Source organism: Saccharopolyspora sp. NPDC002578 (assembly GCF_053592695.1).
This window is the reverse complement of sequence record NZ_JBSFWJ010000011.1, coordinates 23041-48578: the sequence shown is the minus strand read 5'-3', so window position 1 is coordinate 48578 and position 25538 is coordinate 23041. Positions and strand designations below refer to the sequence as shown.

At 70.7% G+C, this 25538-nt stretch carries 23 protein-coding genes; 10 read left to right on the top strand and 13 right to left on the bottom strand.

Annotated elements, in window-relative coordinates; genetic code table 11:
- Positions 1-71 precede the first annotated feature (71 nt).
- The 4 genes from ACWD38_RS08090 to ACWD38_RS08075 all read right to left on the bottom strand — a co-directional run bounded on the left by ACWD38_RS08090 (position 72) and on the right by ACWD38_RS08075 (position 4640).
- Positions 72-1550 carry a gluconokinase gene (locus ACWD38_RS08090; RefSeq protein WP_184483666.1) on the bottom strand — a complete coding sequence of 493 codons (1479 nt, stop codon included), beginning with the start codon at positions 1548-1550 and terminating at the stop codon, positions 72-74.
- Positions 1551-1600: 50 nt separating this feature from the next.
- On the bottom strand, positions 1601-2167 hold the full coding sequence (locus ACWD38_RS08085) for a Uma2 family endonuclease (RefSeq protein ID WP_450123652.1): 567 nt from the start codon (positions 2165-2167) through the stop codon (positions 1601-1603).
- A gap of 155 nt (positions 2168-2322) precedes the next feature.
- Entirely contained in the window at positions 2323-3375 is a 1053-nt protein-coding gene (locus ACWD38_RS08080) for an aspartate-semialdehyde dehydrogenase (RefSeq protein ID WP_184483671.1), read from the bottom strand.
- On the bottom strand, positions 3375-4640 hold the full coding sequence (locus tag ACWD38_RS08075) for an aspartate kinase (protein WP_184483673.1): 1266 nt from the start codon (positions 4638-4640) through the stop codon (positions 3375-3377). Before ACWD38_RS08075 ends, ACWD38_RS08080 begins: the two co-directional genes overlap by 1 nt.
- 358 nt (positions 4641-4998) lie before the next feature.
- On the opposite strand from ACWD38_RS08075, the gene ACWD38_RS08070 reads away from it, so the two are divergent.
- From ACWD38_RS08070 to ACWD38_RS08060, 3 genes are all read left to right on the top strand, one after another.
- Complete coding sequence (locus ACWD38_RS08070) at positions 4999-6189, top strand: mannosyltransferase family protein (RefSeq protein ID WP_450123651.1); 1191 nt, start codon at positions 4999-5001, stop codon at positions 6187-6189.
- 69 nt (positions 6190-6258) lie between these two features.
- Positions 6259-6873 carry a nitroreductase family protein gene (locus ACWD38_RS08065; RefSeq protein ID WP_450123650.1) on the top strand — a complete coding sequence of 205 codons (615 nt, stop codon included), beginning with the start codon at positions 6259-6261 and terminating at the stop codon, positions 6871-6873.
- Positions 6874-7058: 185 nt separating this feature from the next.
- On the top strand, positions 7059-8183 hold the full coding sequence (locus tag ACWD38_RS08060) for an aminotransferase class V-fold PLP-dependent enzyme (protein ID WP_343071615.1): 1125 nt from the start codon (positions 7059-7061) through the stop codon (positions 8181-8183).
- Positions 8184-8321: 138 nt separating this feature from the next.
- Here ACWD38_RS08060 and ACWD38_RS08055 read toward each other — a convergent pair whose 3' ends face one another.
- The 3 genes from ACWD38_RS08055 to ACWD38_RS08045 all read right to left on the bottom strand — a co-directional run bounded on the left by ACWD38_RS08055 (position 8322) and on the right by ACWD38_RS08045 (position 11119).
- Complete coding sequence (locus ACWD38_RS08055; RefSeq protein WP_343071616.1) at positions 8322-10211, bottom strand: FUSC family protein; 1890 nt, start codon at positions 10209-10211, stop codon at positions 8322-8324.
- Between the two features lie 139 nt (positions 10212-10350).
- The gene (locus ACWD38_RS08050) at positions 10351-10737 is read right to left on the bottom strand and encodes a hypothetical protein (protein ID WP_184483683.1); all 387 of its coding nucleotides are present in this window, start codon (positions 10735-10737) and stop codon (positions 10351-10353) included.
- Between the two features lie 100 nt (positions 10738-10837).
- On the bottom strand, positions 10838-11119 hold the full coding sequence (locus ACWD38_RS08045; RefSeq protein WP_184483685.1) for a hypothetical protein: 282 nt from the start codon (positions 11117-11119) through the stop codon (positions 10838-10840).
- Positions 11120-11362: 243 nt separating this feature from the next.
- Between ACWD38_RS08045 and leuA the strand changes: the two genes are divergently transcribed.
- The 3 genes from leuA (at position 11363) to ACWD38_RS08030 (ending at position 14415) form a co-directional block, all read left to right on the top strand.
- Positions 11363-13153 carry a 2-isopropylmalate synthase gene (gene leuA, locus ACWD38_RS08040; protein ID WP_450123649.1) on the top strand — a complete coding sequence of 597 codons (1791 nt, stop codon included), beginning with the start codon at positions 11363-11365 and terminating at the stop codon, positions 13151-13153.
- 522 nt (positions 13154-13675) lie between these two features.
- Positions 13676-14062 (top strand): DUF6247 family protein, encoded by a 387-nt coding sequence (locus tag ACWD38_RS08035; protein ID WP_450123648.1) that lies wholly within the window; start codon positions 13676-13678, stop codon positions 14060-14062.
- Positions 14063-14253: 191 nt separating this feature from the next.
- Positions 14254-14415 (top strand): hypothetical protein, encoded by a 162-nt coding sequence (locus ACWD38_RS08030; RefSeq protein WP_246457105.1) that lies wholly within the window; start codon positions 14254-14256, stop codon positions 14413-14415.
- A 3-nt stretch (positions 14416-14418) separates the two neighbouring features.
- Here ACWD38_RS08030 and ACWD38_RS08025 read toward each other — a convergent pair whose 3' ends face one another.
- The gene (locus ACWD38_RS08025; protein ID WP_184483693.1) at positions 14419-15654 is read right to left on the bottom strand and encodes a VanZ family protein; all 1236 of its coding nucleotides are present in this window, start codon (positions 15652-15654) and stop codon (positions 14419-14421) included.
- 722 nt (positions 15655-16376) lie between these two features.
- Between ACWD38_RS08025 and ACWD38_RS08020 the strand changes: the two genes are divergently transcribed.
- Complete coding sequence (locus ACWD38_RS08020; protein WP_246457106.1) at positions 16377-16514, top strand: hypothetical protein; 138 nt, start codon at positions 16377-16379, stop codon at positions 16512-16514.
- A 16-nt stretch (positions 16515-16530) separates the two neighbouring features.
- Entirely contained in the window at positions 16531-18132 is a 1602-nt protein-coding gene (locus tag ACWD38_RS08015) for a hypothetical protein (protein ID WP_450123647.1), read from the top strand.
- 182 nt (positions 18133-18314) lie between these two features.
- On the opposite strand, the gene ACWD38_RS08010 is transcribed toward ACWD38_RS08015, so the two are convergent.
- Positions 18315-19211, bottom strand: coding sequence for a LysR family transcriptional regulator (locus tag ACWD38_RS08010; RefSeq protein WP_184483699.1), 897 nt, complete (start codon positions 19209-19211; stop codon positions 18315-18317).
- A gap of 72 nt (positions 19212-19283) precedes the next feature.
- On the opposite strand from ACWD38_RS08010, the gene ACWD38_RS08005 reads away from it, so the two are divergent.
- Together ACWD38_RS08005 and ACWD38_RS08000 are read left to right on the top strand one after the other, a co-directional pair.
- Positions 19284-20213: an EamA family transporter gene (locus ACWD38_RS08005; protein WP_450123646.1), complete on the top strand. Its 930-nt coding sequence runs from the start codon at positions 19284-19286 to the stop codon at positions 20211-20213.
- A gap of 75 nt (positions 20214-20288) precedes the next feature.
- Positions 20289-20759: a helix-turn-helix domain-containing protein gene (locus ACWD38_RS08000; RefSeq protein ID WP_184483703.1), complete on the top strand. Its 471-nt coding sequence runs from the start codon at positions 20289-20291 to the stop codon at positions 20757-20759.
- A gap of 687 nt (positions 20760-21446) precedes the next feature.
- Here ACWD38_RS08000 and ACWD38_RS07995 read toward each other — a convergent pair.
- From ACWD38_RS07995 to ACWD38_RS07980, 4 genes are read right to left on the bottom strand one after another with little or no spacing between them, the layout of a single operon-like run.
- Positions 21447-22547, bottom strand: a complete 1101-nt coding sequence (locus ACWD38_RS07995; RefSeq protein WP_450123645.1) for an ABC transporter ATP-binding protein — start codon at positions 22545-22547, stop codon at positions 21447-21449.
- Entirely contained in the window at positions 22544-23542 is a 999-nt protein-coding gene (locus ACWD38_RS07990) for an ABC transporter ATP-binding protein (RefSeq protein WP_184483707.1), read from the bottom strand. Before ACWD38_RS07990 ends, ACWD38_RS07995 begins: the two co-directional genes overlap by 4 nt.
- A 31-nt stretch (positions 23543-23573) precedes the next feature.
- Positions 23574-24506, bottom strand: coding sequence for an ABC transporter permease (locus ACWD38_RS07985; protein WP_450123644.1), 933 nt, complete (start codon positions 24504-24506; stop codon positions 23574-23576).
- Between the two features lie 2 nt (positions 24507-24508).
- Positions 24509-25519: an ABC transporter permease gene (locus tag ACWD38_RS07980; RefSeq protein ID WP_450123643.1), complete on the bottom strand. Its 1011-nt coding sequence runs from the start codon at positions 25517-25519 to the stop codon at positions 24509-24511.
- Between the last annotated feature and the right edge of the window lie 19 nt (positions 25520-25538).

The window sequence follows — 25538 nt, the reverse complement described above, 5'->3', positions numbered from 1 at the left end:
ATGCCACGAACAAACTGGAACCAGTCAAAACAATGCCGGTCCGGTGTCGATCCGCGGCCGAACGCGGGTGGTCAGAGCTCCAGGGTGCGCAGCGTCCGGTGCAGCTGGTCGACCAGCGGGCGGCGGCGGGCGAGCAGCTCCGCCGCGTCGGCGTCCGGGGCGACGACGCGTTCGGGCCGCACCAGCTCGGACGCGGATTCCAAGGAGTCGAGTTCGCCGAGCGCCCGCCAACCCAGCAGCACCGCACCGAGCCCGGACCCGCCGCTGCTCTCGGCGAGTTCCAGCTCCATGCCCAGCGCCGCGGAGATCGCGGCGGCCCACACCTCGCTGCGGAACCCCCCTCCGGTCGCCCGCACGGCGCGCACGTGCGCGCCCGCGTCGTGCACGGCCTCCTTGACCAGCGCCAGCTGCTGCGCCACGCCCTCGACGACCGCGCGGGTCATCTCGGCCCGCCCGTGCGACCTGCGCAGCCCCACGAACGCCCCGGTCAGACCCGGCTCCCACCAGGGCGCCCGCTCCCCCAGCAGGTACGGCAGGGCGAGCAGCCCTTCGGCGCCCGGTTCGACGGCCAGCGCCTCGTCGAGCAGGTCGGCGACGTCGACGCCGAACGTGTCGGCCGCCCACTGCCCCACCACGGCACCGTTGCTCACCGCGCCGCCGATCACCCAGAGCCCGTCGGCGAGGGCGTAGCTGAAGGTGCGGCACGCGTCGTCGACACCGGGCCGTTCCCGCACCACCCGCAGCGCCCCGCTGGTCCCGAGCGACAGCGCGGCCACCCCCGGACTGGTGGCACCGACCCCGAGGTTCGCCAGCGGCCCGTCGCCGCCGCCGAGCACCACCGGCAGCCCCTCGGGCAGTCCGGTGGCCGCGGCCATCCGAGCCGTCAGCGGCAGCGACTCGGTCGGCGCCTTGATCTCGGGCAGCTGCTCGGCGCGGACTCCCGCCACCGCCAGCGCCGGCTCGTGCCAGTCCAGCGAGTGCATGTCCTGCAGCCCGCTGCCGGAAGCCAGCGAGTAGTCGGTCACGAACTCGTCGACGAACGCCCCGAACACGAAGTCCTTCAGCGCGCCCCAGCGCTCGACCCCGGCGGTGAGGTCGGTGCGCTGCCCGGTCAGCCAAGCGAGCTTCACCATCACCGACTGGGTGTGCACCGGCGTGCCGGTGGCCCGGTGCAGCTCGGCGGCGGCCCCGGACTCGTCGGCGCGCAGCCGCTTCGCGACCTCGGCGGCGCGGGTGTCGGCCCAGTTGAACGCCGGCGTCACCGGTTCCCCGGCCGAGTCCAGACCCACCAGGGTGTGCATCGCGGTGCTGAACGAGAGCGCCCGCACCTCGTGCCCCTGCTCGCGAGCCCAGGTCACGCATTCGGTGAGCGCCTCGATCGCCGCGTCCCGCACCTGCCGCGGGTCCTGCGTCGCCTCGCCCGTCTCGTCGGTCCGCAACGGGTAGCCGCGCTCGGTCTGGTGCAGCACCTCGGCGTCGCGGGTGGCGGCGACGACCTTCGTCGCCGTGGTGCCGAGATCAATGCCGAGAACGACCGGTGCGGAGCTCATGACCCCAACCTAACCGGGCCGGTCCCGAAAACCGGAAACCCGGTTCCAGGTCATGGCGGACGTCCGGACGAGGCCCAAAGCAAGCCGGCCAAGTCGAAGTCGAACGCATCCCGCCACACCATGCGAACGCCGCCCAACTCCGGGATGGTGCCCCAGTGATGAACCAGAACCGGTGACGATCGGAAATCGAAGCCCCCGAGATCGATCGTCGAGTAGCACGGGATCTCCGCAGCGGCGTACTCGGCGCGCTTCGTCACAAGATCCCGGTCGCGGGAGCCCGGTTCGACGATTTCGACCAGACCAAGCACGTCGGCGGCGGTCAGGTAATCGATGTTCACATCGATCAGCTCGGCGGTGATGATCACGACATCGGGCAGGCGCACCGTCGGCGGATCGGCCGCGGAGGTGATCAGCGGAGGTCGGTAGACGACCTCCAGCGCATCCGGAATCCGGGCCGACAGCTCGCGGCACGCCTTGATGACCGCGCGCTGGTGCAGTGGACGAGACCTCAGCGGGACCGCATGTCCGTGTTGGATCTCGAAGCGGAATTCGCTCTCCGGCAAGGCGAGCCGGTGGGCGAAGGTGGGCACGTATTCGCTATGCGTCATGTTGGTCATGCCTGATACATCGCCACCAGACGAACAGGACTTCAGACCGGCAGAAGATGAACACACGTTCGAGCGAACTGGCGTTCGACACTGAATCCGTCAGGCAAAAGAAGGGCGCCTTCCTCCCGGCCAGGAGGAAGGCGCCCGTCAGCGAGGTCGCGAGGTCACTTCACCAGCGTCTCGGCGATCTCGTAGGTGTTCAGCGCCGCACCCTTGCGCAGGTTGTCCCCGCACACGAAGAAGTCCAGCGTGTTCGTGAAGTCCAGCGCCTGGCGCACCCGCCCGACGTAGGTCGGGTCGGCACCGACGACGGCCGCCGGCGTGGGGAACTCCAGCTTGTCCGGGTCGTCCTGCAGGACGATCGAGGACTGCGCCTCGAACACCCGGTGCGCCTCGGCCACGCTCACCTCGCGCTCGAAGACCGCGTGCACGGCCAGCGAGTGCGTGGTCACCACGGGAACCCGCACGCAGGTCGCGGAGACCTTCAGCTCCGGGATGCCCAGGATCTTGCGGGACTCGTTGCGGACCTTCAGCTCCTCCGAGGTCCACCCGTCGTCCTTGCGCGAACCGGCCCACGGCACCACGTTCAGCGCCAGCGGCGCCTTGAACGGCGTCTCCTCCGGCAACCCGGCGGCGGCCAGCGCCTCGGCGACGTCGCCGCCGCGCGCGCCGACCTGCTTGCCCGCCAGCGCCTCGATCTCCGCGTGGAGCCGGTCGATGCCTTCCTGACCGGCGCCGGAAGCGGCCTGGTAGGAGGACACGACGAGCTCCTTGAGCCCGAACTCGCGGTGCAGCGCACCCAGCGAGGCCATCATGGACAGCGTCGTGCAGTTCGGGTTCGCGATGATGCCGCGCGGCCGCTCGTGCACCTTCTCCGGGTTGACCTCCGGCACCACCAGCGGCACCTCGGGGTCCATCCGGAACGCGCCCGAGTTGTCCACGGCGATCGCGCCGCGCTCGACGGCGATCGGCGCCCACTCCGCGGAGATCTCGTCCGGCACGTCGAACAGCACGATGTCCACGCCGTCGAACGCCTCCGGGGCGAGCTCGACGACGGTGCTCTCCTGCCCGCGCACGGTGATCTTCTTGCCCGCCGAGCGCGCGGAGGCGATCAGCCGGATCTCGCCCCACGGCACGGAGTCGCGGTTGTTGATGATGTCGATCATGACGGTGCCGACGGCGCCGGTGGCGCCGACGATCGCAACGGTGGGAGCCATCAGCGACCACTCCCCGCGTACACGACCGCCTCTTCGTCGCCACCGAGCTCGAAGGCGCCGTGCAGCGCGCGCACCGCGTCCTCCAGCTGGGTGTCCCGGATCAGCACCGAGATGCGGATCTCCGAGGTATTGATGATCTCGATGTTCACGCCCGCGTTGGACAGCGCCTCGCAGAACGTCGCCGTCACCCCGGGGTGCGAGCGCATCCCCGCGCCGACCAGCGACACCTTGCCCACGTGGTCGTCGTAGACGACCTCTTCGAAGCCGACCTCGGACTTGATCTTCTCCAGCTCGGCGACCGCCTCGGCGCCGTTGTCGCGCGAGACCGTGAACGTGATGTCGGTGCGCCCGGAGCTGCTGCCCGAGACGTTCTGCAACACCATGTCGATGTCGACCTCGGCGTCGGCGACCACGCGGAAGATCTTCCCCGCGACGCCTCGGTTGTCCGGCACACCGCGCACGGTGACCTTGGCCTCCGACCGGTCGTGCGCGACGCCGGTGATCATCGCCTGTTCCACGGAAAGGTCCTCCACTGAGCCGGAAATGAGCGTTCCGGGCTTGGGTGAGTACGACGAGCGGACGTGCAGGGTGACGCCGTAGCGGCGGGCGTACTCGACCGCGCGCAGGTGCAGCACCTTCGCGCCGGTCGCGGCCAGCTCCAGCATCTCCTCATAGGTGACGTGCTCCAGATGCTTCGCGTCCGGCACGATCCGCGGGTCGGCGGTGTAGACACCGTCGACGTCGGTGTAGATCTCGCACACGTCGGCGTTCATGGCGGCAGCGACGGCGACCGCCGTCGTGTCCGACCCGCCGCGGCCGAGCGTGGTGATGTCCTTGGTGTCCTGCGCGACGCCTTGGAAACCGGCGACGAGCACCACCTGCCCCTCGGCGAGCGCTTCCTGCACTCGACCTGGGGTGACGTCGATGATCCGCGCGTTCTGGTGCGCCGAAGTGGTGATCACCCCGGCCTGCGAACCGGAGAACGAGCGGGCCTGCTCGCCGAGCGCCTCCACGGCCATCGCGACGAGCGCGTTCGAGATCCGTTCCCCCGCGGTGAGCAGCATGTCCAGCTCACGCTCCGGCGGGGCCGGGTTGACCCGCTGGGCCAGGTCGAGCATCTCGTCGGTGGTGTCACCCATCGCCGAGCACACGACGACCACGTCATTGCCCGCTTTGCGGGTCTCCACGATGCGTTCGGCGACCTTTTTGATCCGGTCGGCACTTTCCAGCGAGGAACCGCCGTACTTCTGGACGACGAGCGCCACGTGAAACTAACCTCCTCGCGCCGTTCCTCGGGTATGGGTGCCCGGAGGAAGCGGTCGTCCCGGGTGCGGGGGTTGTCCCACACTGACGCCGGTGGACGAAGAGCACCAGCGCGGTCACACCGAGTCGATCGGCGTGCCGGGGAGCCCCGCGACCAGCGAGAAGCAGCTTCGACCTGGCTGGTCGAGCGGTCCGTGCCTGGTCGCTCCGCTGCTGCGCCAGCCTACCGAACCGTTACCGCCCAGACCCATAGCCGTGACTGACGACTAACCTGTCAGGCCGGTTTGTCGACAAGGGCGGAGGAGCGGTTTGTCCACCACTCCGGAGGCCGTCGGGCCGCATCGTTCCCGAGGCGGGAACATGGCCGACGACCAGCAAGAACGTCCCGTCGAACGGTGGTGGGAACGGGCCCGCGACGGGGCCGAGGACCTGGGTGCCCGGTGGGCCTTCCTGACACCCGGTGTGGTTTACCTCGCAATCCGCCTGTTCGGGCTGCTGGTGCTCGCCTGGCTGTCCGCGGCCAACGACGAAGCGCTGTCGGACAACCTCAGCGCGTGGGACGGCGAGTGGTACCTGGAGATCGCTTCGCACGGCTACGGCGGCGTCGCGAACAGCATGGTCGACGGGCACGGGAACCGGAATCCGGAGACGCCGCTGGCGTTCTTCCCCGGCTACCCGCTGCTGGTGCAGCTGCTCGACGTGGTGCCGGGGATCAGCCTGGCCGGGTCCGCGGTCATGGTGAGCCTCATCGCGGGGATCGTCGCCGCCTACGGCCTGTTCCGCATCGGGCGCTCGGTGGGCGGTACCGCGGGCGTGGGGCTGCTGCTGGTGGTGCTGTTCGCGGCCTCGCCGATGGCGGTGACGCTGTCGATGGCGTATTCGGAGGCGCTGTTCTGCGCGCTGGCCGTGTGGGCGCTGGTCGGGGTGCTGGAGCGGAACTGGCTGCTCGCCGGGTTGTGCTGCGCGGCTTCCGGCCTGGTGCGGCCGACGGCGACGGCGTTGATCGGCGTGGTGGGGCTCGCGGCGCTCGTCGCGCTGTACCAGCGCAAGGACGGCTGGTGGCCGCTGCTGGGCGCGGTGCTCGCCCCATCGGGCATGGCGCTGTACCTGGGCTGGGTGGCGGTGCAGACCGGTTCGCTGGGCGGCTACTTCGCGTTGCAGCAGCGCGGCTGGTCCACGGCGTTCGACGGCGGCGTGGCCACCGGCAAATTCATGATCGAGTCGTTGACGCAGTACAAGTCGGTGCTGGAGACGTTCACCGTCTGGATCGTGCTGGCCGCGCTGGTGCTGCTGGTGCTGTGCATCCGCTCCCGGATGCCGTGGCCGCTGGTGCTGTTCGCGTTCGCGGTGCTGGCGATGGATCTCGGCTCGGACGGGCTGATGTACTCGAAGGTGCGGCTGATGCTGCCCGCGTTCCCGCTGCTGATCCCGGTGGCGATCGGGCTGGCGCACCGGCGGGCCACGACGGCGGTGTGCTCGGCGGTGCTGCTGGTGTGCTTCGGCGCCTGGTTCGGGGCGTATTCGCTGACGGCGTGGGAGTACGCGATCTGAGCCGCCGCCGGTGCCGCTCCGCTCGGCGGAGCGGCTGACCCCTGCGAGCCGCGATGGAAGGATCGAGTCGTGACCGAGGATTTCGAGGTACCGGACGGGAAGCGGGCGGAGTCGTCCGTCCCGCTGCATCCGCTGCTGGCGGCCCGCTGGAGCCCGCGGGCGCTGGATCCGGACGCGGAGCTCGACGACGCGCGGTTCCGGGCGCTGTTCGAGGCGGCGCGCTGGGCGCCGTCCTGGGGCAACACGCAGCCCGCGCGGTACTTGGCCGGACGCCGTGGCGAGGCGACGTTCGACCGGATCCACGGCACGCTCTCGCGCGGCAACCGGGGCTGGGCGGAGTCGGCGTCGGCGCTGGCGATCGGCGTGGCCCGGACCCTCGACGACGAGGGCGAACCGCTGCCCTACGGCGAGTACGGCGTGGCGCTGGCGACGCAGAACCTGGTGCTGCAGGCGGTTGCGGAGGGTTTGGTGGCGCATCAGATGGCCGGTTTCGACCGGGACGCGGTGCGCGCCGAGTTCGACGTCCCGGCGGGCTTCGATCCGGTGGTGGCGATCGCGATCGGCCGGCCCGGATCGGCCGAGGGGTTGCCGGACCGGTTGCAGGAGAAGGAACGCGCTCCCCGCTCCCGGCGAGCGCTGGCGGAGCTGGTGTTCACCGACCGGTGGGGCGCTCCGCGCTTCTGAGGCGACCGGTTGCGCGTGGCCGTTCACCTGACATTTCCCACGGGAATCCGCGAACCCCATCACCCCCGTGACGTGGGAGGACGACCCGTCCGGCGGTGTTCATCGACGTTTCGCCAACTGGACGGGGCAGTGACGCGCAGTCGATCAATGCGGTATGAATCTCACTCGTGTGGACGAGCACGAGAGTGGCGGCGGAGGCGCTGGACCGCGCCGACGAGCTCGCCACCCTGCGCGCCCGCTACGCGCTGCCCGGCGGGATGATCCGGGTCGACGGCACCAGCGGCGGCCTGCGCCCGAGGTCGACGTCCGCGCGGCTGCGGGAGTTCGTGGAGCACCGCTGGGACCACACCGGCTGGCCGCAGGTCGACGACGGCCTGCGCAGGCAGGCGCGGCTGGCCGCGTCCGCCGTGGCGCCGCTGATCGGGGCGCTGCCCGCGGAGGTCGCGGTCGCCGATTCGACCTCGATGAACCTGTTCAACGCCCTGCGCTCGGCCGCCGCGCTGCGCCCGCAGCGGCGGGTGCTGGCGATCGGGCGGAACTGCTTCGCCGCGGACCACTACCTGGCGCGTTCGGCCGCCGACTTCGCGGGCTGCACGCTGCGGATGGTCGACGACGTGGCCGAGCTGCCCGCGCTGCTCGACGAGCAGGTCGCGGTCCTCGCGATGTCGCACGTCGACCCGCTCTCCGGCGCGGTGCGGGACGCGGCGGCGATCACCGCGGAGGCGCATCGCCACGGCGCGCTGTCGTTGTGGGACCTGAGCCATTCCGCCGGCGCGGTGCGGGTCGACCTGCGGGCGTGGGAGGCGGACTTCGCCGTCGGCTGCGGCTACCGCTACCTCGGTGGCGGTTCCGGGGCTCCGGGCTATTCGTTCACCTCGCAGCAGCGGCGGGAGGAGCTCGCGGCGGTGCAGCGGTGCGGCACGTCGTTCCCGGCGATGCCGCCGACGTTCGCGATCTCGGACCTGCGCGCCGGGCTGGCGGCGCTGGGCGGCGCGACGCCCGCCGCGCTGGCGACGAAGTCGGCGGGACTGGCCACCTACTTCCTGCGCTGCCTGCGGGAACTGCCCGCGGACGTCGCACCGGTCCCGGTGACGGAGGGCTCCCGCGGCGCCCACGTCTGCGTGACCCACCGCCACGCCCACTACGTGGCCCAGGAACTGCTGTCCCGCGGCGTCATCGTGGACCTCGCCGAGCCCACCACTATGCGGTTCAGCTTCGCACCGACCTGGCTTCGCTACGTCGACGTGTGGGAGGCCGCCGACCAGTTGCGGGCCGTCCTGCAGGACCTCGCGGAACGCGTGCGCCCGTGAGCGCGTTCCGCATCCGGTTCCGGTGGCGCAGCCTCAGCGGACGAGCGGGTCCGAGGGCGCGGGCACGGGTCTTCGAACTGGCCGCGGTGGACTGCTTCGCGGACCGCCCGCGGGATCGCGCGAGCGCGGAGATCCCGCTCAGGACACGACTTCGGTGTAGACGTCGGTGAGGCGGTTGCGGAGGGTGTGAGCGGGCGCGTCCGGCTGGATGCGCAGCTGGCGGGCGGCGGTGCGCATCGTCGAGACGATGCGCTGGGTGTGCTCCAGCCGCAGGTCGTCGCCGCCGCGCTCGATCAGCAGCGCGCGTTCGGTCGCGGCGTCCACCAGCCGTTCCAGCACGATGATCGACGGCCACCACACTTCGGCGGCGCGTCCGACCGAGGCGGGCTCCATCAGCTGCTGCTGCAGCGCGGTCCGCAGGTCCGACAGCTCCCGGTAGGTGCGGCGGCGCAGCGCGGACCGGCCCTGGACCCGCCCGGCCATGGACAGCGACACGTACTCGGAGACGGTGTCCACCGCGTCGGCGAGCCTGCCCGCCAGCGCCGGGCTCCGTCCCGGCGGCCACATCAGGTAGCCGATGACGAGCACCAGCACGCAGCCGAGCAGCGAATCCACCAGGCGCACCCGGGGCAGCTGGTCCACGAACAGGTCGCTCTGGTGCATCTGCAGCAGCACGATCATCGTGACGACCATGGTGAACAGCCCGTAGTGCCTGCTCAGCGCCTCGGGGACGAACGCGGCGACCAGCACCGTCGCGATCGCGAGCCCCCACCCGGACGGCACCGCCAGCATCACGAGTCCGGCGATGAGCACGCCGACCAGCGAGCCGATGCCGCGCAGCACGGTGCGGGCGAACACGGACCCGGAGTTCGGCTTGAGCACCAGCGCCACGGTCATCGCGATCCAGTACGAGTTCTGGAACTGCAGCGCGATCCCGATGCCTTCGGCGACCGACAGGCACAGCACCATGCGCAACGTCAGCAGCCACCCGGTGCGGCCGATGCTGATGTTGCTGCGCCACAGCCGCAGGCGCTCCCACGCGCCGAGCCGTTCCCGGTAGTCCGGCAGGTCTGCGTCCTTGGCGCGGCGCCAGGAGTCGATGAGGTCGGCGAGTCCCTGGTCCAGCGCGTGCACCATGATCGAACCGGAGGCGGCGGGCCGGTAGTGCGGCACGGTCGTGCCGTCCCGCACGCAGCGCGCGACGGTGCGCATCGCCTCCAAGGTGGGTTCGGCGGGCCGGATCCGGGCGTGCGCGAGCGCCACCGACGCCTCCACGACGGGGGTGGCGCGGGTGAGGATCACGTACAGCCGGTCGTGCACCCGGCTGCGGGAGATGGAGGCACCGCCGACGAGGATGTCGTGGGCGTTGTCGAGCGCCTTCGTGAGGTCCTGCCGAGCGGTGATCGCGGCATCGGTCCCGGCGGCGTCGAACAGCCGCAGCAGCGCCTCGAAGACCCGCGCGACCGCGCCCCGCGCCGGGGCGGACCGGCGGAACGGCCAGGTCGCGGCGACCATCACCAGCAGCAGGACCTCGCCGGCGACGAACCACGCGATCTGCTCCCCGACGGGGATGCCCGCCGTGACGTGCCCGGTGGCCACGACGCAGAACGTGAGCATCTGGGCGCCCGCCGCCGCGCACAGGTCGTTGACGCGGCTGGAGAGCACGGACGGGATCGCGACCGCGACGACCACCACGGCCGCCCACAGCGCCGTCGGGGCCAGCGCTCCCGCGGCGAACCCGAACCCGCCGCTGAGCACGGTGAGCCCGACGCGGCGGATCCGGTACCGGTAGGAGCCGGTGAGGTCGGAGAAGCTGGCGCACAGCGCGCCGACGGAGACGAGCACCGCTTCGTCGAGCCGGTCGAACGCGATGCCCGCGAGGGTGGGGCCGCCGATGCCGAGGGCGGCGGCCACGATGCGGGTCCAGTCCAGCGGCAGCGGAGCCGGGCGCAGCATCCGGAACAGCCACGCGGGCAGCAGCGCGTGCGAGTACCTGGTGGGTGCGGCGAGCGTTTCGGTCCGTGTCACGCACATCCCTCTCGCTGGTGGGGAATCCGCGCTCCACGCCGAGCGGCTGAGTGCGTGCATTGTCACGCCACTTCGCCACCGGTGGTTCAGCTCAGTGCAAGCATCACACGTTGCGGTGCATCACATCACCGGGTCGGGGTCAGCCGAAGGCCCTGATGATCCGGACCGCGATGGAGGTGATGATCAACCAGAACACCGCGGCGATGCCGAAGTTCACCAGCACGGCCAGTTGCGGGTTCTCCGGCGTGAACAGGTTCGAGAACCCGAGCGCGAGCGGCTGGGACCAGTCGGCCACGAAGCGGGTGATCCCGTTGTCCGGATTGGCGCCGCCGACCGTGAGCACCACGTGCACGGTGAGCACCAGCGCGGCGAGGGTGCCGATCCAGCGGACCACCGAGGCGAGCACTCCGACGACCTGCGCGCGGGTCTTCGCCCAGTCGTACGACTTGCGCAGCCGCCGTCGCCCGCCGCCTGCCCGGTCGCCGTCCTGCTCACCGACGGTCGTTCCACCGACGTTCTCCGACATGCCCGGAAGTGTGACACGCGACAACCCCCGAGAACTACCGCCGGGTAGCTCCCGTAGCTGGCTCGTGACCTGCGCTCACCGAGCGCATCCGGGCCGGTGCTCAGCCGAACACGCGGGCCAGGAGGCTGGCCACCAGGACCCAGAACGCGGCGGCCAGGCCGTAGTCGAACAGCAGCTGGAGCTGGGCGTTGGTCGTCTGGATCAGGCCGGGGAAGAACAGCGCCAGCGGCTCGGCGGCGCCGCGCACCGAATCGGCCAGCCCGTTCTCGCTGGGCAGGTGGAACAGCACCAGGACGATGTGCAGCACCAGGATGACGGCGAGCAGGAAGCCCGCGCCGTTGATCAGGGTGGCGACACCGGAGCGCCCCTTTTTCGCAGCCATGATCCCCAGTCTGCCCTCCCCGGCGACCAGGCCATTCCGCCGCATGGCGGTCGCTGCCGACCCAGCATGTGGGATAGCGGGTTGCGTCCCGGGCACCTCGTGCGGTTAACCTGGCGGACGTGGCACGCGTTCTCCTGCTTCGCCGCCGCGACGGGGTCAGTTAGACCGGCCCCTCGTCGCGGGGTAGCAACCTGTCGGTCGTCTGGTTCGAATTCAGACACCCACCAGCAGGAGACAACGCAGATGACTTCCGCGCAGGAACCGCAAGCACCGTTCGCGGGCAAGGTTCGCACCCCGTCCCGCCCGGCCCCTGCCGATCAAGCTCCGTGGAACCCGCAGCGCGGTTCCTCGATGCCCGTTCACCGCTACCGCCCGTTCCACGAGCTGGTCGAGGACGTATCGCTGCCGGACCGCACCTGGCCGGACCAGCGCATCACCCGCGCCCCGCTGTGGTGCGCGGTCGACCTGCGCGACGGCAACCAGGCTCTGATCGACCCGATGTCGCCCGCCCGCAAGCGCCGCATGTTCGACCTGCTGGTCAAGATGGGCTACAAGGAGATCGAGGTCGGTTTCCCGGCGGCGAGCCAGACGGACTACGACTTCGTCCGCGAGATCATCGAGGACGGCGCGATCCCCGAGGACGTGCGCATCCAGGTGCTGACGCAGTGTCGCCCGGAGCTGATCGAGCGCACCTTCGCCTCGTTGGAGGGCGCGCCGCGCGCCATCGTGCACGTCTACAACTCGACGTCGATCCTGCAGCGCCGCGTGGTGTTCCGCGAGGAGCGCGAGGGCATCAAGAAGATCGCCAAGATGGGCGCCGAGCTGGCGTTGGAGTACGCGAGCAAGTACTCCGACACCGACTTCCGCTTCCAGTACTCCCCCGAGTCCTACACCGGCACCGAGCTGTCCTACGCCGCCGAGGTGTGCGACGCGGTCACCGAGATCTGGCAGGCCACCCCGGACAACCCGGTGATCCTGAACCTGCCGGCGACGGTGGAGATGGCCACGCCGAACGTCTACGCGGACTCCATCGAGTGGATGCACCGGAACCTGGCGCGCCGCGACTCGGTGATCCTGTCGCTGCACCCGCACAACGACCGCGGCACCGGCATCGCCGCCGCCGAGCTGGGCTACCAGGCGGGCGCCGACCGCATCGAGGGCTGCCTGTTCGGCAACGGCGAGCGCACCGGCAACGTGGACCTGGTGGCGCTGGGCATGAACCTGTTCAGCCAGGGCGTCGACCCGCAGATCGACTTCTCGGACATCGACCACATCAAGCGCACCGTGGAGCACTGCAACCAGCTGCCGGTGCACGAGCGCCACCCGTGGGGCGGCGAGCTCGTCTACACCGCGTTCTCCGGCAGCCACCAGGACGCCATCAACAAGGGCCTGGAGGCGGTCCGGGTCGAGGCCGAGCGCGCGGGCGTCGACGTGGCCGACAACGAGTGGGAGGTCCCGTACCTGCCCATCGACCCGAAGGACGTCGGCCGCAGCTACGAGGCCGTGATCCGGGTGAACTCGCAGTCCGGCAAGGGCGGCGTCGCGTACGTGATGAAGAGCGAGCACCAGCTGGACCTGCCGCGCAAGCTGCAGATCGAGTTCTCGAAGCTGGTGCAGGCCCGCACGGACTCCGGCGGCGGCGAGGTCTCGCCGGACGCGATGTGGCAGGTGTTCTCCGAGGAGTACCTGGAGCCGCGCACCCCGCTGGAGCTGGTCTCCCGCTCCCTCAGCGGCGAAACGGGCCACGAGACGGTGACGGCGAAAGTCGTCGTGGACGGCACCGAGCAGGAGATCACCGGCTCCGGCAACGGCCCCATCGCCGCGTTCGTGGACGCGCTGAGCACCATCGGCCACGACGTGCGCGTCATGGACTACAACGAGCACGCCCTCACCGCGGGCGACGACGCGCGCGCCGCGTCCTACCTGGAGTGCGCCGTCGGCGACGAGATCTTCTGGGGCGCGGGCATCGACACCTCCACCGTCACGGCTTCGCTGCGCGCGGTCGTCTCGGCGGTGAACCGGGCCCACCGGTGACCACCGGCTGAACCCCTCCGCGAGGAAGAGCCGCGCCCGCACCCGGAAACGGGGTGCGGGCGCGGCTTTTCGAGGTAGATCGCTCCGCTGAGACTGTCCAGGTATACGACCGGGTCGTACAAGGTCGCGAAGTCGAGCATGGTGAACGCGGTGCCCATCGCGGTGTGGGTAGCCAGCGCGGCGATCTTCGGGAGCGGGCCGGATGCGGACGAAAGCGCTCACCGGCAAGCCGAGCACCGCGGGGGGAAACGAGTTCTGCCTGTGCCGCCCCGCTTGAGAGCCCTTCCGGCCTGCGCGTCCCGCTCACGGGCCTGGGCGGCGGTGGGGTGAACGGATCTCCCCTGCGGTGGCGGAACTTCGAGCGCGACATCCTCGTGTCCTCGGTGGCCTGCGCGGCCTTTCCAGCGGACGACTTTCAAACTGGTTTTAAAGTATGGCTGCCACGGTCGAGACACCATTCTCCGAGCTGATCAACCACCGAAGGCCACGCTCGCGAAGCTCGACACCCATCCGGCTCACACGATGCGCCTGCGCCGCCGCGGCGACGAGGACCTGATGTTGACCACAGCCGCCCATGCCGCGCAGGAGACCGAGCTGGTCTCGGCGACCACGCGCATGTTCGTCGCCATGATGCGGCACGACAAGGCGGCGCTGAGCCTGCTGGTGGACGTCGTTCCCGAAGCCTTCCCCTGGGTGCGCTTCCTGCCCGCCGAAGACGTCCGAGCCTTTGTCGTGGAGCTGGTGGAAACTCTGCGCGCAGCTGAATCGGTCGACAACCACGCCCCGGTTGTCCAGGTCATCACGGAATGGCGGCACACCGCCGAGGTACACGCCGACCCCGAGCTGTTCTCACAGCTGACCAATGATGCCGAAGACCACGGTACGGCGACCATCCCTCCGGGCGCATGAACCAGACGAGGCGCAAGCACCGAGTCGCTCCCCCTGCTGGGCCGGACAAGTGGGAGGTCCGTTGCGGAGACAACAAGGCAGGAAAGGGCTGGGACGAACTGCGCCAGGCCGCGCCGGCCAATACCCGGTGGGCTTGGGAGCAGATGAGCTCTGCTCCCGCGCCGTCGCCGCCGACACCGCGCCACCATCCCATGAAGGGATCACTGCGAACCGGCACGTTCGAGGGTCGAACGCTGCCGCTGTGGCAGCTCGAGGTCACCGGGGCCGCCCGGGTCTGGTACCTGCTGGACGTGGATCGGGCGACCGTGTGGGTCGTCGGTGCGGGCACCGCGCACCCGAAGGCGACCGAGTGATGATCAGGAGTCCGGGCGGCGGTGGGCGCCGACTCCTCTGGGGTCGACGAGGTCGCGGAGGTCGCGGCCGCCGGGTTCGAAGGTGGGGAGACTGCCGACGAGGATCGTCTCGCCCGGGGTGAACGGATCTCCCTTGCGGTGGCGGAACTTCGAGCGCGGCATCCTCGTGTCCATGATGGACAGGCCGGTCAGCCAGGCGGAGAGGCCGCGGTGGTTCGCGGTGCACCACACCGCGATCGCGGTGCCCGCGATGAAACCGGCCGCCACCCGGTTCAGCTCGCCCGGACCGAGGTCGGCGAAGCCGATCAGCAGCACGTACTGACCGCTGCCGAACAACAACCGGATCAGCAGCCGCGCCTTGCCGGGCAGCGCACCGTCGGGCAGCGCCGGTCGCAGCAGCACCGCGCGCTGCCCCAGCGTGCCGCCGCTGCCGATCAAGGTCGGCACCAGCAGCACCAACGCCCCCGGCAGCCAGGCGTTCAACACGGCCCGCGCGGGCTCCGGCAGCGCCACCGACGGCGACGCCCCGGTGGTCAGGACCAGCACCGCCACGGCCGCGCCGTGCAGCGCGGCGCCGGTCAGCGTCACCGCCGCCGCATCGCAGGCCATGCCCAGCAAGCGGCGTCCCGGCGTCACCCGGCGCGGCGTGAGCGGGCGCTCAGGGGGCTTCCCGCCGACCAGTTCCAGCACCGGCGTCAGCAGCAGGCCGAACGCGGCGCCCGCCGTGTTCATCAGCAGGTCGTCCACGTCGAACAGCCGGTACGCGCACGGGTAGAGGAACCAGACCCCGGTGAGCTGCGTCGACTCGATCAGCAGCGAAGCGCCGAACCCGACCGCGATCGTCCCGAACCGGCCGAACCGGAACAGGTGCCGCACGAACATGCCCAGCGGCACGAACAGCGCCACGTTCAGCAGCGCCTGCCCCACCATCTGGTCCCGCACCAGCGCACCCGCACCCCAGCTGGCGGCGCGGACGTCGTCGAGGAAGTGCAGCGGAACCAGTTGCGGCGCGTACTCGTCGGTGGCGCAGAAACCCGGCGACACCTCGGGAAGCGGCAGCAGGGTGTAGGTCATCAACGCCCAGCAGTGCACGACGAAGCCGAGCACGACCACCAACCTGCCGACGCCGATGTCGCCGCGCCAGCGGTATTCGCGAGCCACGAACGGGACGAACAGCAGCACCGCCAGCAGGACGCCGAACACGATCGCCGTCACCGCGGGCGTCACCCGGTCGATCAACTCCACTCCTCGAAAAACTCGGCGCCTGGCGGAGGGCGCTCGCTCGGCCGGGCGCCCGGCGTTCTGCGCCGCCCCACCATTTCGCACCGTGCGCCGAGATCCCATCCATCCGTGTCGAATGACGCAATCCCGCCGCCGACCGCAGTGCGCGCACACCCGATCACCCTCCGCAGGAATTCACGTCGTCGCTGGCAGGAGCGTCGGAATTCGCATTTTCGAGCGGGCGCGGGGAGCCGGATCATGCATAGCGCGGCGAGACGCCGAACAGCGCAACATTCGATTCGCGGAATCCGCCTTCCGGACTACCGGTACCGCCGGGCGGACCGTCCCCACCGGCGCATCCACTCAACTAAAGGAGGTAGTCGCGGGCGATCATGAAGGGCGAAAATGTCAGCGCGGCAAAAGGTTGCTGTGATCAGACTCACCCCTGGGGATATTCGGGAGAGCGGCCGGTAGGCCTCCGGCCTGTCGGGGCCGGCCGCTTTCCCAGCGCGACGCTCCGCGTCGCCCGCCCGGCCGGTTCGCGAAGTTGATCACGATTGCCACCCGATCGGTCCACGCCACTTGTCGCTTCCCGCCGCGCGCGGTTCAGTCGTCCTTTGCCGCACTGGCTCCCGGATCAAGCCCGAGGTGGACTGGACGACATGCTGCCGACCGACGACCACAGCGAAGACCTCCGATGGCGGATTCCCTGCCGTGACTCGGGGGGCGAGAATCGCACCGTGTCGGTCCTGGTCATGGGCGACCGAGTGGCCGTCGTGCTCCCACCCGGCGACACGCTGATCTTCGACGCGGACGAGGCGGACGATTTCGCGGCGCTGCTGGACAAGGTGTCGACCTTCACCGAACCGTCCGCCTGAACCCGCGGGAGCGCTCATGGCCCTGATCGACGCGGACCTGAGCTTCGACCCCCGCGACCCGTACTTCCCGCTGCCCGGTGAATCCGGCGACGTCCGCTGGGCCGTGCAGATCTTCACCACCGGCAACGGGTACGCCCTCGACCCCGCGAGCACCCGGTTCCACGACGGGCACCTGCGCTGCGACCGGCTCGCGCTGCTCGGCGGGCAGCGCACCGCCGAAGGCGGTGCCGACATCGACGTGCACCGGCGCGGCGACCGCGTCGAGTGGTCCATCGCCGTCCGGCACGCGGAACCGGTGAAAGCGGTGAAGCTGCTGCTCGCCGGGCTCGGCGACCTGCCGTGGTGGGCGGCGAACACCGGACGCGGGCAGGAGCACGGCGCCGGCGGACGGCGCTTCCAGCTCGACTACCCCGGCCCGGACTGGGCGACGCCCTGGGCGGCGAGCGGCGAAGTGACGCTGAGCGTGCGCGATCCGCTGGTGCGGCGCCAGATCCTGCACGTGCACCGGCCGGCCTACGCGCCCGGCCGGATCGTCGAGCTGGTGCACGTGCCCGCCGCCTCCGCGCGAACGCCCCGGTACCAGGTGCCGCCGATCCTGCTGCGCCGCAACGTGTCCGTCCCCGACGACGACCTCGACGAGCACCTGTCCTTCGTGGAACGCGCGCACCGGCTGCAACCGTGGGAGCGGCGCCGCGACGTGCCGGACTGGCTGCGGGACGTCGCGCTGGTCGTCACGCTGCACGGCCAGCACTGGACGGGGCACGTGTTCAACACCTTCCCCGCCATGGCCGAGGCGCTGCGCTTCGTCACCGGGCACATCGAGCCGCACCGGGTGCTGGCGTACCTGCCCGGCTGGGAAGGCCGCTACTACCACGACTACCCGCGCTACCGGCCCGGCGCGGACCTCGGCGGGGAGCGGGGGTTCCACGAGCTCACCGACGCCGCCCGCGCGCTCGGGGTGCGGCTGATGCCGATGTTCGGCGGCCACGGGGCCAACGTCGCGCAGTACGCGGATTGGCGGAGCTCGGTGTTCCAGAACGACACCGGGCGCTACGTGGAGCTGCTCAACCGGCCCGACTGGGACGGGGACCGCACCGGCGAAGGCGATCAGGTCTTCCTCAACCCCGGCGAGCCGGGATTCCGGTCGCACCTGGTCGATTCCGTGTCGGCGATCGTGCGGGAGTTCGGCGTGGACGCGGCGTTCTTCGACACCGTCGGCTACTGGTTCAACGATCCGCGGTACGAGCTGGTGGACGGCTACCGGCGGCTCGCGGGGGAACTCCGGCGGCGGCACCCGGAGCTGCTGCTGGCGGCGGAGGGCTGGTGGGACGCGTTGTCCGGCCTCTTCCCGCTGAGCCAGCAGTGGTTCGGCGTGGACCGGGACCTGCGCGCGCCGCAGGTGCTGACGCGGTACGCGCGCACCACCGGCCACCTCGCGGAGGGCACTCCGGGGCCGGGCAGCACCGGGGTGCACGAGAAGGGGTTCGTGCCGCGGCCCGCGGACGTGGCGCGTCCCGGCCACATCCCCGTCGTGAGCATCGCCGGGGACACCCTCCCCGACCACGCCCCCGAGGTGGCCGCCATCGCCCGCTGGGCCCGCGAGCACGGCGCACCCTGATCCGCGACCGCGCTCGGGTGACCCCGCAATTTCGCGAGAAATTGAACACCCCCGCGTGCCGGACCGACCACCAGGCAGAAGATCACCCCAGCTCAGAAGCGAAACCTCGGCTTCGGTGAGCGGCGGCGCCGCGTTCGGGTGATTCGACTTCTCTCGAAATCTCGCGACTCGTCCCCAGCCGTTCAGGTGGTGATGGCCGTGGATTCGGCGCGGAGGGCCGCGAGGACCGCGTGCACGGCGGGACGGCCGGAGCCACCTCGGCGGGTGAGGGCCTCGACGTTGCGACCGGCGCGCACGCCCGCGAGCGGGCGCATCACCAGGTTCGGGTTCTCCACCAGGTAGCGCGGCAGCAGGGCCACGCCGTGCCCGGCGGCCACCAGCGCCTCGGTGATGCGGAAGTCGTTGACCCGCTGCACCACCTCCGGCCGCGTCCCGGTGCGCACCGCGAGCGAACGCAGCACGTCGTCCACGGGGAACCCGACGTTGACGCCGATCCACGGCTCCCCCGCCAGCTCCGTGAGCTCCACCCGCGCGTTCCCGGACAACCGGTGTCCCGGCGGCAGCGCCACGTCCAGCGGTTCGCGGTAGAGCGAAGTGATCTCCGCGCGCCCCGCGTCGAACGGCGGCGCGTGATCATCCCGGTGGGTCACGACCACGTCGAAGTCCGCGAGCAGCCCCGGAACCTCGGCCGAGGTCATGTCGACGTCGCGGAACTCCAGGCGCAGCTGCGGCTCGGCCGCGAGCCGCCGCAGCAGTCCGGGCAGCACCAGCAGCGCGCCGGACGGGAACATCGCCAGCCGCACCGTGCCGCGCGGCGCGGACCGGAAGCTGTTGAGCTCCGCGTCCATCCGGTCCATCGCGGCGAGCACCTCGTCGGCCCTGGTCACCAGCGCCCAGCCCGCGTCGGTGAGCCGCAGCCCCCGCCCGGCGGGTTCGGTCAGCGGCACGCCCGCCTCCGCCTGCAGCGCTCTGATCTGCTGGGAGACGGCGGAGGGCGTGTAGTCCAGCGCCTTCGCGACCGCGGTCACCGTTCCCCGATCGGCCAGCTCGCGCAGCAACCGCAACCTCCGCACTTCCATGAAGCAAAGCTACATGGATGGTGCAGACAATATTGCTTGTCCTTCACAGAACAGCCGAGCACGCTCGCAAGCGTGAACGCCAGAGACCGTCTCCTCGCCGTGTTCGTAGCCGTGCTGTGGGGGATCAACTTCATCGCCATCGACTTCTCGCTGCGGTGGTTCCCGCCGATGTTCTTCGCCGGGCTGCGCTTCGCGGTGATCGCGGTCCCGACGCTGCTGCTGGTGCCGCGTCCCGACGTGCGGTGGCGGTGGCTGCTGGGCTACGGGCTCGGCTTCGGCACCTTGCAGTTCGCGTTCCTGTTCCTCGCACTGGAATCGGGGATGCCGACCGGGCTCGCGTCGCTGGTGCTGCAGGCGTCGGCTCCGTTCACCGTGCTGCTGGGCGGAATCCTGCTGCGGGAGAAGATCCGCGCGACGCAGGCCGTCGGCATCGTCGTGGCCGTGCTCGGCATGGCGGTGATCGGCTGGCACCGGGCGCAGGCGGCGGCGCTGCTGCCGGTGGTGCTCACGCTGTGCGGAGCGCTCGGCTGGGCGTTCGGCAACCTCTGCAACCGCCAGGCGAAGGCGTCGGACCCGCTGCGCCTGACGCTGTGGATGTCGATCGTGCCGCCGCTGCCGATGTTCGCGCTCTCCGCGCTGGTCGAGGGCCCGAGCCTCGGGTGGCGCGCGCTCGCCGGTTCGTTCACCTCCGCCACGGGCTGGGCCGCCCTGGGCGGACTGGCGTTCACCGCGGTGCTGGCGACGGTGCTCGGTTCGGGGATCTGGACGGCGTTGATGGCGCGGCACCCGGCGAGCACGGTCGCCCCGTTCTCGCTGCTCGTCCCGGTCGTGGGGGTCAGCTCGGCCTGGCTCGTCCTGGGCGAGCGGCCACATCCCGTCGAGCTCCTCGCGGGCGCGGTCGTCATCGCCGGAGTCCTGCTCGGCAGCCTCCAGCCCCGCTCCACCCCGACCCCCTTGCAACCGACCGGCACCACCGAACCGGAACCCGCACGCCCCGCATGAGCCCCACGACGCCCGGAAAGTGGAATTGCAGATGCTGCAGATAGCAGTAAGCTGGCAGTGGGCAGAGGAGGCACCATGACCCTGATGTTCGAGCTGGCACGGCCGGACGCCTCAACCCGCGAAGCCTCGTCGAGGCTGCAGCGGGGCGTCGAGGAGGTGGTCGACTCCCGGCAACAGCATTCCGCCACGCTGGTCTTCGTCGTCGACGGACGGCAGGTGCACTACGAGGTGCCTGCAGCAGTGCTCGACGCGCTGCTGCACACCGCTCGCGAGCAAGCCGAAGGACATCGCGTCCGCATCATCGCGCCCGACGCCGAATCCGAGATGACGCCGAACGAAGCGGCCGGCTACCTCGGGATCTCCCGCCCGCTGCTGGTCAAGTTGCTGGACAGGGGGACGATTCCCGCTCGCAACAAACCAGGGAGCTCGCACCGCATGATCGCGGTCGCGGACCTCGACGCTTACCTGGAGAACAAGACGTCCAGGCAGAACAGGCTCTCCGACGCGATGGACACCATTGCCGAGCAGGACCTCTACCTGCCGTAGCAAAGAACGACGGTAAACCGTGGCCGACGACGAACGGGTGTTCCCCGATACGAACACCCTGTACCCCTATTACATCTGCGACCTGCTGCTGCGGTGCGATGTCGAGGGCCTGTTCGAGATCAGGTGGACCGAGGACCTCTTGGCCGAGATGATCCGGGTACTGCCCCGCTCCGGGCGCAAGAGCGAGACTGCGGTCAAGCGGCTCTGCCAGGCGATTCGTGAGGCGTTCCCGGACCGGGAAGTGCCTCGGGGCGAGTACGAACATCTGATCAACGACATGCCCGGCGCCGATCCCGACGACCGGGTGCACTCGGCAGCTGCCATCGCGGGCAGCGCGACGGTACTGCCGACCAGGGACCGCAGAGGATTCCCACACGATCAGCTCGTGCTGTGGGGACTACGGGTCACCGGCGTCGACGAGTTCCTGTGCGAGCAGTTCGATCAGTTCCCCTACGACCTCGTACGCGTGCTAGACGCTCAGGTGGCGAGTTTGACCAGGTCTCGGCTCAGCCGTCCGCAACTGCTGAGCGCCTTGCGGATGAACGCACCGCGATCGCCGACCGCGTCCAGCACCACCTCGCAACGAGCTAGCGAATCCTCGCGAGGTGGCTCGTCGAGCGGAACCTCGGCGACGCCGAAGCCGCCGACGTCCGCCCGAACCGGCCTGGAGCCGTCGAGAGCACCACGTCAGGTCGCTGGTTCGGTGGTGGGGAGGGGGGTGAGGTCGGGGGTCTGCTCGGTGGCGGGGTGCAGGAGGCCGTCGCGGATGGCTTCGGCGTGGTGGCAGGCGACGCGGTGGCCGCCGCTGATCGTGCGCAGCTCGGGGCGTTGCGAACCGCAGCGGTCCGGGTTGCTCCACGGGCAGCGGGTGTGGAACCGGCAGCCCGCCGGTGGCGCGGCGGGTGAGGGCAGGTCGCCGGAGAGCAGGATCTGCTCGCGGCGGTCCTCCACCTCCGGATCCGGCACGGGCACCGCCGACAGCAGCGCGCGGGTGTACGGGTGCAGCGGCTCGGCGTAGAGGTCGTCCGAGGCCGCCTCCTCCACGAGCCCGCCGAGGTACATCACGCCGACCCGGTCGGCGATGTGGCGCACCACGGCGAGGTCGTGCGCGATGACCAGGTAGGTGAGGCCGAACTCGCCCTGCAGGTCTTCGAGCAGGTTGACGACCTGCGCCTGCACGGACACGTCGAGCGCCGAGACCGGTTCGTCGGCGACGATCAGCTCCGGGCCCACCGCGAGCGCCCGCGCGATGCCGATGCGCTGGCGCTGGCCGCCGGAGAACTCGTGCGGATACTTGCGCAGCGCGGAGACGGGCATGCCGACGGCGGTGAGCAGTTCGCGGAGCCTCGTCGCCGTCGCCTCCCGGCCGCGGTCGAGCCCGTGCGCGCGCATCCCCTCCACCAGCAGCGCCTCCACGGATTGCCGCGGATCCAGCGAGGACAGCGGGTCCTGGAAGACCATCTGCATCCGGCGGCGCATCCGGCGCAGCGGTTCGCCCTTCATCGCGGACAGGTCGGTGCCGTCGAACACGACGCTGCCCGCGGTGGGCCGCTCCAGGCGCAGCAGCGCTCTGCCCAAAGTGGACTTCCCGCAGCCGGATTCCCCGACCAGGCCGTAGGTCTCGCCGCGCCGGATGCTCAGCGACACCCCGTCGACGGCGTAGACGTGGCCCACGGTGCGGTCCAGCACGACGCCGCGCTTGATCGGGAAGTGCACGGCGAGGCCGGTGACCTCGACCAGCACCTCGGGGTCCGGCCCGGCGTCGCTCCCGGTGGATTCGTTCGTCATGACAGCTCCGCAGTGCTCACGGCGTTCTCCCGGACCGGGTTGTGGCAGCGCAGCAACCGCGCCCCCACGTCCACGCTCACGTCCGGCGGCTCCTGTTCGCAGATCTCCAGCGCGTTCGGGCAGCGCGGGCAGAACGCGCAGCCGGTGTCCCACGGGATGTTGTCGCTCACCGACCCGCGGATCGGCGAAAGCCGTTGCCCCCGCGGCGAATCCAGCCGGGGCACCGAGGCCAGCAGCCCGGCGGTGTAGGGGTGGCGCGGCCGGGCGAACAGCTCGTGGCGGGTAGCCCGTTCCACGACGCGGCCCGCGTAGAGCACGTTGACCTCGTCGCACAACCCGGCCACCACGCCCAGGTCGTGCGTGATCATGATCAGCGCCGTGTCGGTGTCGGCGACGAGCTTCGCCAGCAGGTTCAGGATCTGCGCCTGGATCGTCACGTCCAGCGCGGTCGTCGGCTCGTCGGCGATGAGCAACCGCGGCCGGCACGCCAGCGCCATCGCGATCAGCGCGCGCTGCCGCATGCCGCCGGAGAGCTGGTGCGGGTACTCCTTGAGCCGCCGGGTCGGGTCCGGGATGCCCACGCGGCGCAGCAGGTCCGACGCCTCCGGCATCGCCTGCTTGCGGCTGAGGCCGCGGTGGCGCTCGATCACCTCGGAGACCTGCAACCCGATTGGCACCACCGGGTTCAGCGAGCTCAGCGGGTCCTGGAACACCATGCTCAGGTCCCGCCCGCGCCGCCGGTCGAGCTCCTTCTTGCCGAGCGCCAGCAGGTCCGTCCCGTCGAACCGCACCGAGCCGGTCACCTCCGCGCCGCGCTGCGGCAGCAGGCCCATGATCGCCAGCGAGGTGACGGACTTGCCGCACCCGGACTCCCCGACCAGGCCGACGGTGCGGCCCGGTTCGACGTCGAAGGAGATGCCGTCGACCGCCGTCATCGGCGGCTCACCCCGGCGCGCGAACACCACCGACAGGTCGCGGACTTCCAGCAATGCCATATCCGAGGTCCTCACACGGGAAGGTCGGCGATCAACGTCGCCGCTTCGGGTCCAGGGCGTCCCGCAACGACTCGCCGACCAGGGTGAACCCGAGGGCGACGAGGATGATGCAGCCCGCGGGCCAGAACGCCAGCTGCGGATGCGAGTCGATGACGTCCTGCGCACCGCCCAGCATCTGGCCCCACTCGGGAACCGAGTCGTCGGCCGCGCCGAGCCCCAGGAACGACAGCGCGGCGGCGTCGATGATCGCCACCGCCAGCACCAGCGTGGCCTGCACGACGACCGGTCCGAGCGCGTTGGGCAGCATGTGCCGGAACACGATGGCGCTCTCCCGCACGCCCAGCGCCCGCGCGGCGAGCACGTGATCGCTGGCGCGCTGCGCGAGCATCGTGCCCCGCAGCAACCTGCCGAAGATCGGCACCTGCACGATCGCCACGGCCAGGATCACCGTGAACTGGCTCTGCTGCGCGAACAACGCCCCGATGGACACCGCCAGCAGCAGCGACGGCACCGACAGCAGCACGTCCACGGCGCGCATCACCAGCGCGTCCACCCAGCCGCCGAACGCGCCCGCCAGCAGCCCGAGCACCAGCCCGCCGCCGAGCCCGATCACGGTCGCCAGCAGCGCCACCAGCAGCGTCTGCTGCGAGCCGAGCAGCAACCGGGAGAACAGGTCCCGGCCGTACTGGTCGCCGCCGAGCGGATGTCCGGGCTGCGCGGGCGGAATCGTGTTGTCCGCGCGCGACACCTGGTTCTCCAGCAGGTGCAGTCCCGGGTCGTGCGGCGCCAGCAGCGGTGCCAGCAGCGCCAGCAGCACGAACAGGCCGATGATGGTGGCTCCGACGAGGAACACCGGGCTGCGCCGCACCCGCCGCCACGCGGAGGCGACCAGGCTGACTCCGACGTCGGGCGCCGCTCCGGCGAGCTCGTCGATGCGCGTCTTGCGCGTGGTGGGGGTCGTCATGGTCACCTCGCCCGCAATCTGGGGTCGATCAGCGCGTACGAGAGGTCGACGAGCAGGTTGACCAGCACGTACACCATCGCCGCCGCGAGGATCACCACTTGCAGCACCGGGAAGTCCTTGCGTTCGAAGCCGACGGCGACGGCTTGGCCGATGCCCGCGATGTTGAACACCCGCTCGGTCAGCACCGCGCCCGCCAGCAGCGCCCCGGTCTGCAGGCCGATGGTGGTGACCACCGGGAGCATCGCGTTGTGCAGCACGTGCCTGCCGCGGATCACCATGGCGCTGAGGCCCTTCGCGCGGGCGGTGCGCACGTAGTCCTCGTCGAGCACGTCGAGCACCGCCGCCCTGGTGATCCGGAAGATCACCGCGAACGGGATGGTGGACAGCGCGATCGCCGGCAGGACCAGGTGCACGAACGCGTTCCACGACGCGTCCCACTCGCGGGTCAGCAGCCCGTCGAGGATGTAGAAGCCGGTGACGTGGGTGGCCTGGATCCCGGTGTCCTGCCTGCCCGACGCGGGCAGCACGCCCAGCTGCACGGCGAACACGAACTTCAGCAGGAACGCCAGGAAGAACACCGGCACCGCGACGCCGACCAGCGACCAGGTGATGCTGATGTTGTCCCACCAGCCGCCGCGGCGCCGCGCCGCGAGGTAGCCGAGCGGAATGCCCACGGCCACCGCCAGCAGCAGCGCGAACAGCGAGAGCTCGATGGTCGCGGGGAACCGGGTCAGGAAGACCTCCAGCGCCGGCGCGCCCCGCTCCACCCCGGTGGAGGTGCCGAAGTCACCGGTGAACGCGCGCAGCAGGAACTTCCCGTACTGCACCCAGATCGGCTGGTCCAGGCCGAGCTGCGACTCCAGCTGGGCGCGGGCCTCCGGGGTGGCCCGGTCGCCGAGCAGCGCCGAAACGGGCCCGCCGGGCAGCATGCGCAACCAGCCGAACAGCAACATGGACAGGACGAAGACGACGAGCACCAGCTGTGCCAGTCGCCGGATCGTGTAGCGGAGCAAGCGTCCCCCGTTGAGCGGT

Bases quoted from the DNA above. Each gene is read 5' to 3' on its own strand.
- ACWD38_RS08050 (WP_184483683.1), bottom strand. From the start codon at position 10,737: ATGTCGGAGAACGTCGGTGGAACGACCGTCGGTGAGCAGGACGGCGAC.
- ACWD38_RS08085 (WP_450123652.1), bottom strand. From the start codon at position 2,167: ATGACCAACATGACGCATAGCGAATACGTGCCCACCTTCGCCCACCGG.
- ACWD38_RS08090 (WP_184483666.1), bottom strand. From the start codon at position 1,550: ATGAGCTCCGCACCGGTCGTTCTCGGCATTGATCTCGGCACCACGGCG.
- ACWD38_RS08000 (WP_184483703.1), top strand. From the start codon at position 20,289: ATGACCCTGATGTTCGAGCTGGCACGGCCGGACGCCTCAACCCGCGAA.
- ACWD38_RS08070 (WP_450123651.1), top strand. From the start codon at position 4,999: ATGGCCGACGACCAGCAAGAACGTCCCGTCGAACGGTGGTGGGAACGG.
- ACWD38_RS07985 (WP_450123644.1), bottom strand. From the start codon at position 24,506: ATGACGACCCCCACCACGCGCAAGACGCGCATCGACGAGCTCGCCGGA.
- ACWD38_RS08010 (WP_184483699.1), bottom strand. From the start codon at position 19,211: ATGGAAGTGCGGAGGTTGCGGTTGCTGCGCGAGCTGGCCGATCGGGGA.
- ACWD38_RS08030 (WP_246457105.1), top strand. From the start codon at position 14,254: ATGAAGGGATCACTGCGAACCGGCACGTTCGAGGGTCGAACGCTGCCG.
- ACWD38_RS08035 (WP_450123648.1), top strand. From the start codon at position 13,676: ATGCGCCTGCGCCGCCGCGGCGACGAGGACCTGATGTTGACCACAGCC.
- ACWD38_RS08080 (WP_184483671.1), bottom strand. From the start codon at position 3,375: ATGGCTCCCACCGTTGCGATCGTCGGCGCCACCGGCGCCGTCGGCACC.
- leuA (WP_450123649.1), top strand. From the start codon at position 11,363: ATGACTTCCGCGCAGGAACCGCAAGCACCGTTCGCGGGCAAGGTTCGC.
- ACWD38_RS07990 (WP_184483707.1), bottom strand. From the start codon at position 23,542: ATGGCATTGCTGGAAGTCCGCGACCTGTCGGTGGTGTTCGCGCGCCGG.
- ACWD38_RS07995 (WP_450123645.1), bottom strand. From the start codon at position 22,547: ATGACGAACGAATCCACCGGGAGCGACGCCGGGCCGGACCCCGAGGTG.
- ACWD38_RS08045 (WP_184483685.1), bottom strand. From the start codon at position 11,119: ATGGCTGCGAAAAAGGGGCGCTCCGGTGTCGCCACCCTGATCAACGGC.
- ACWD38_RS08015 (WP_450123647.1), top strand. From the start codon at position 16,531: ATGGCCCTGATCGACGCGGACCTGAGCTTCGACCCCCGCGACCCGTAC.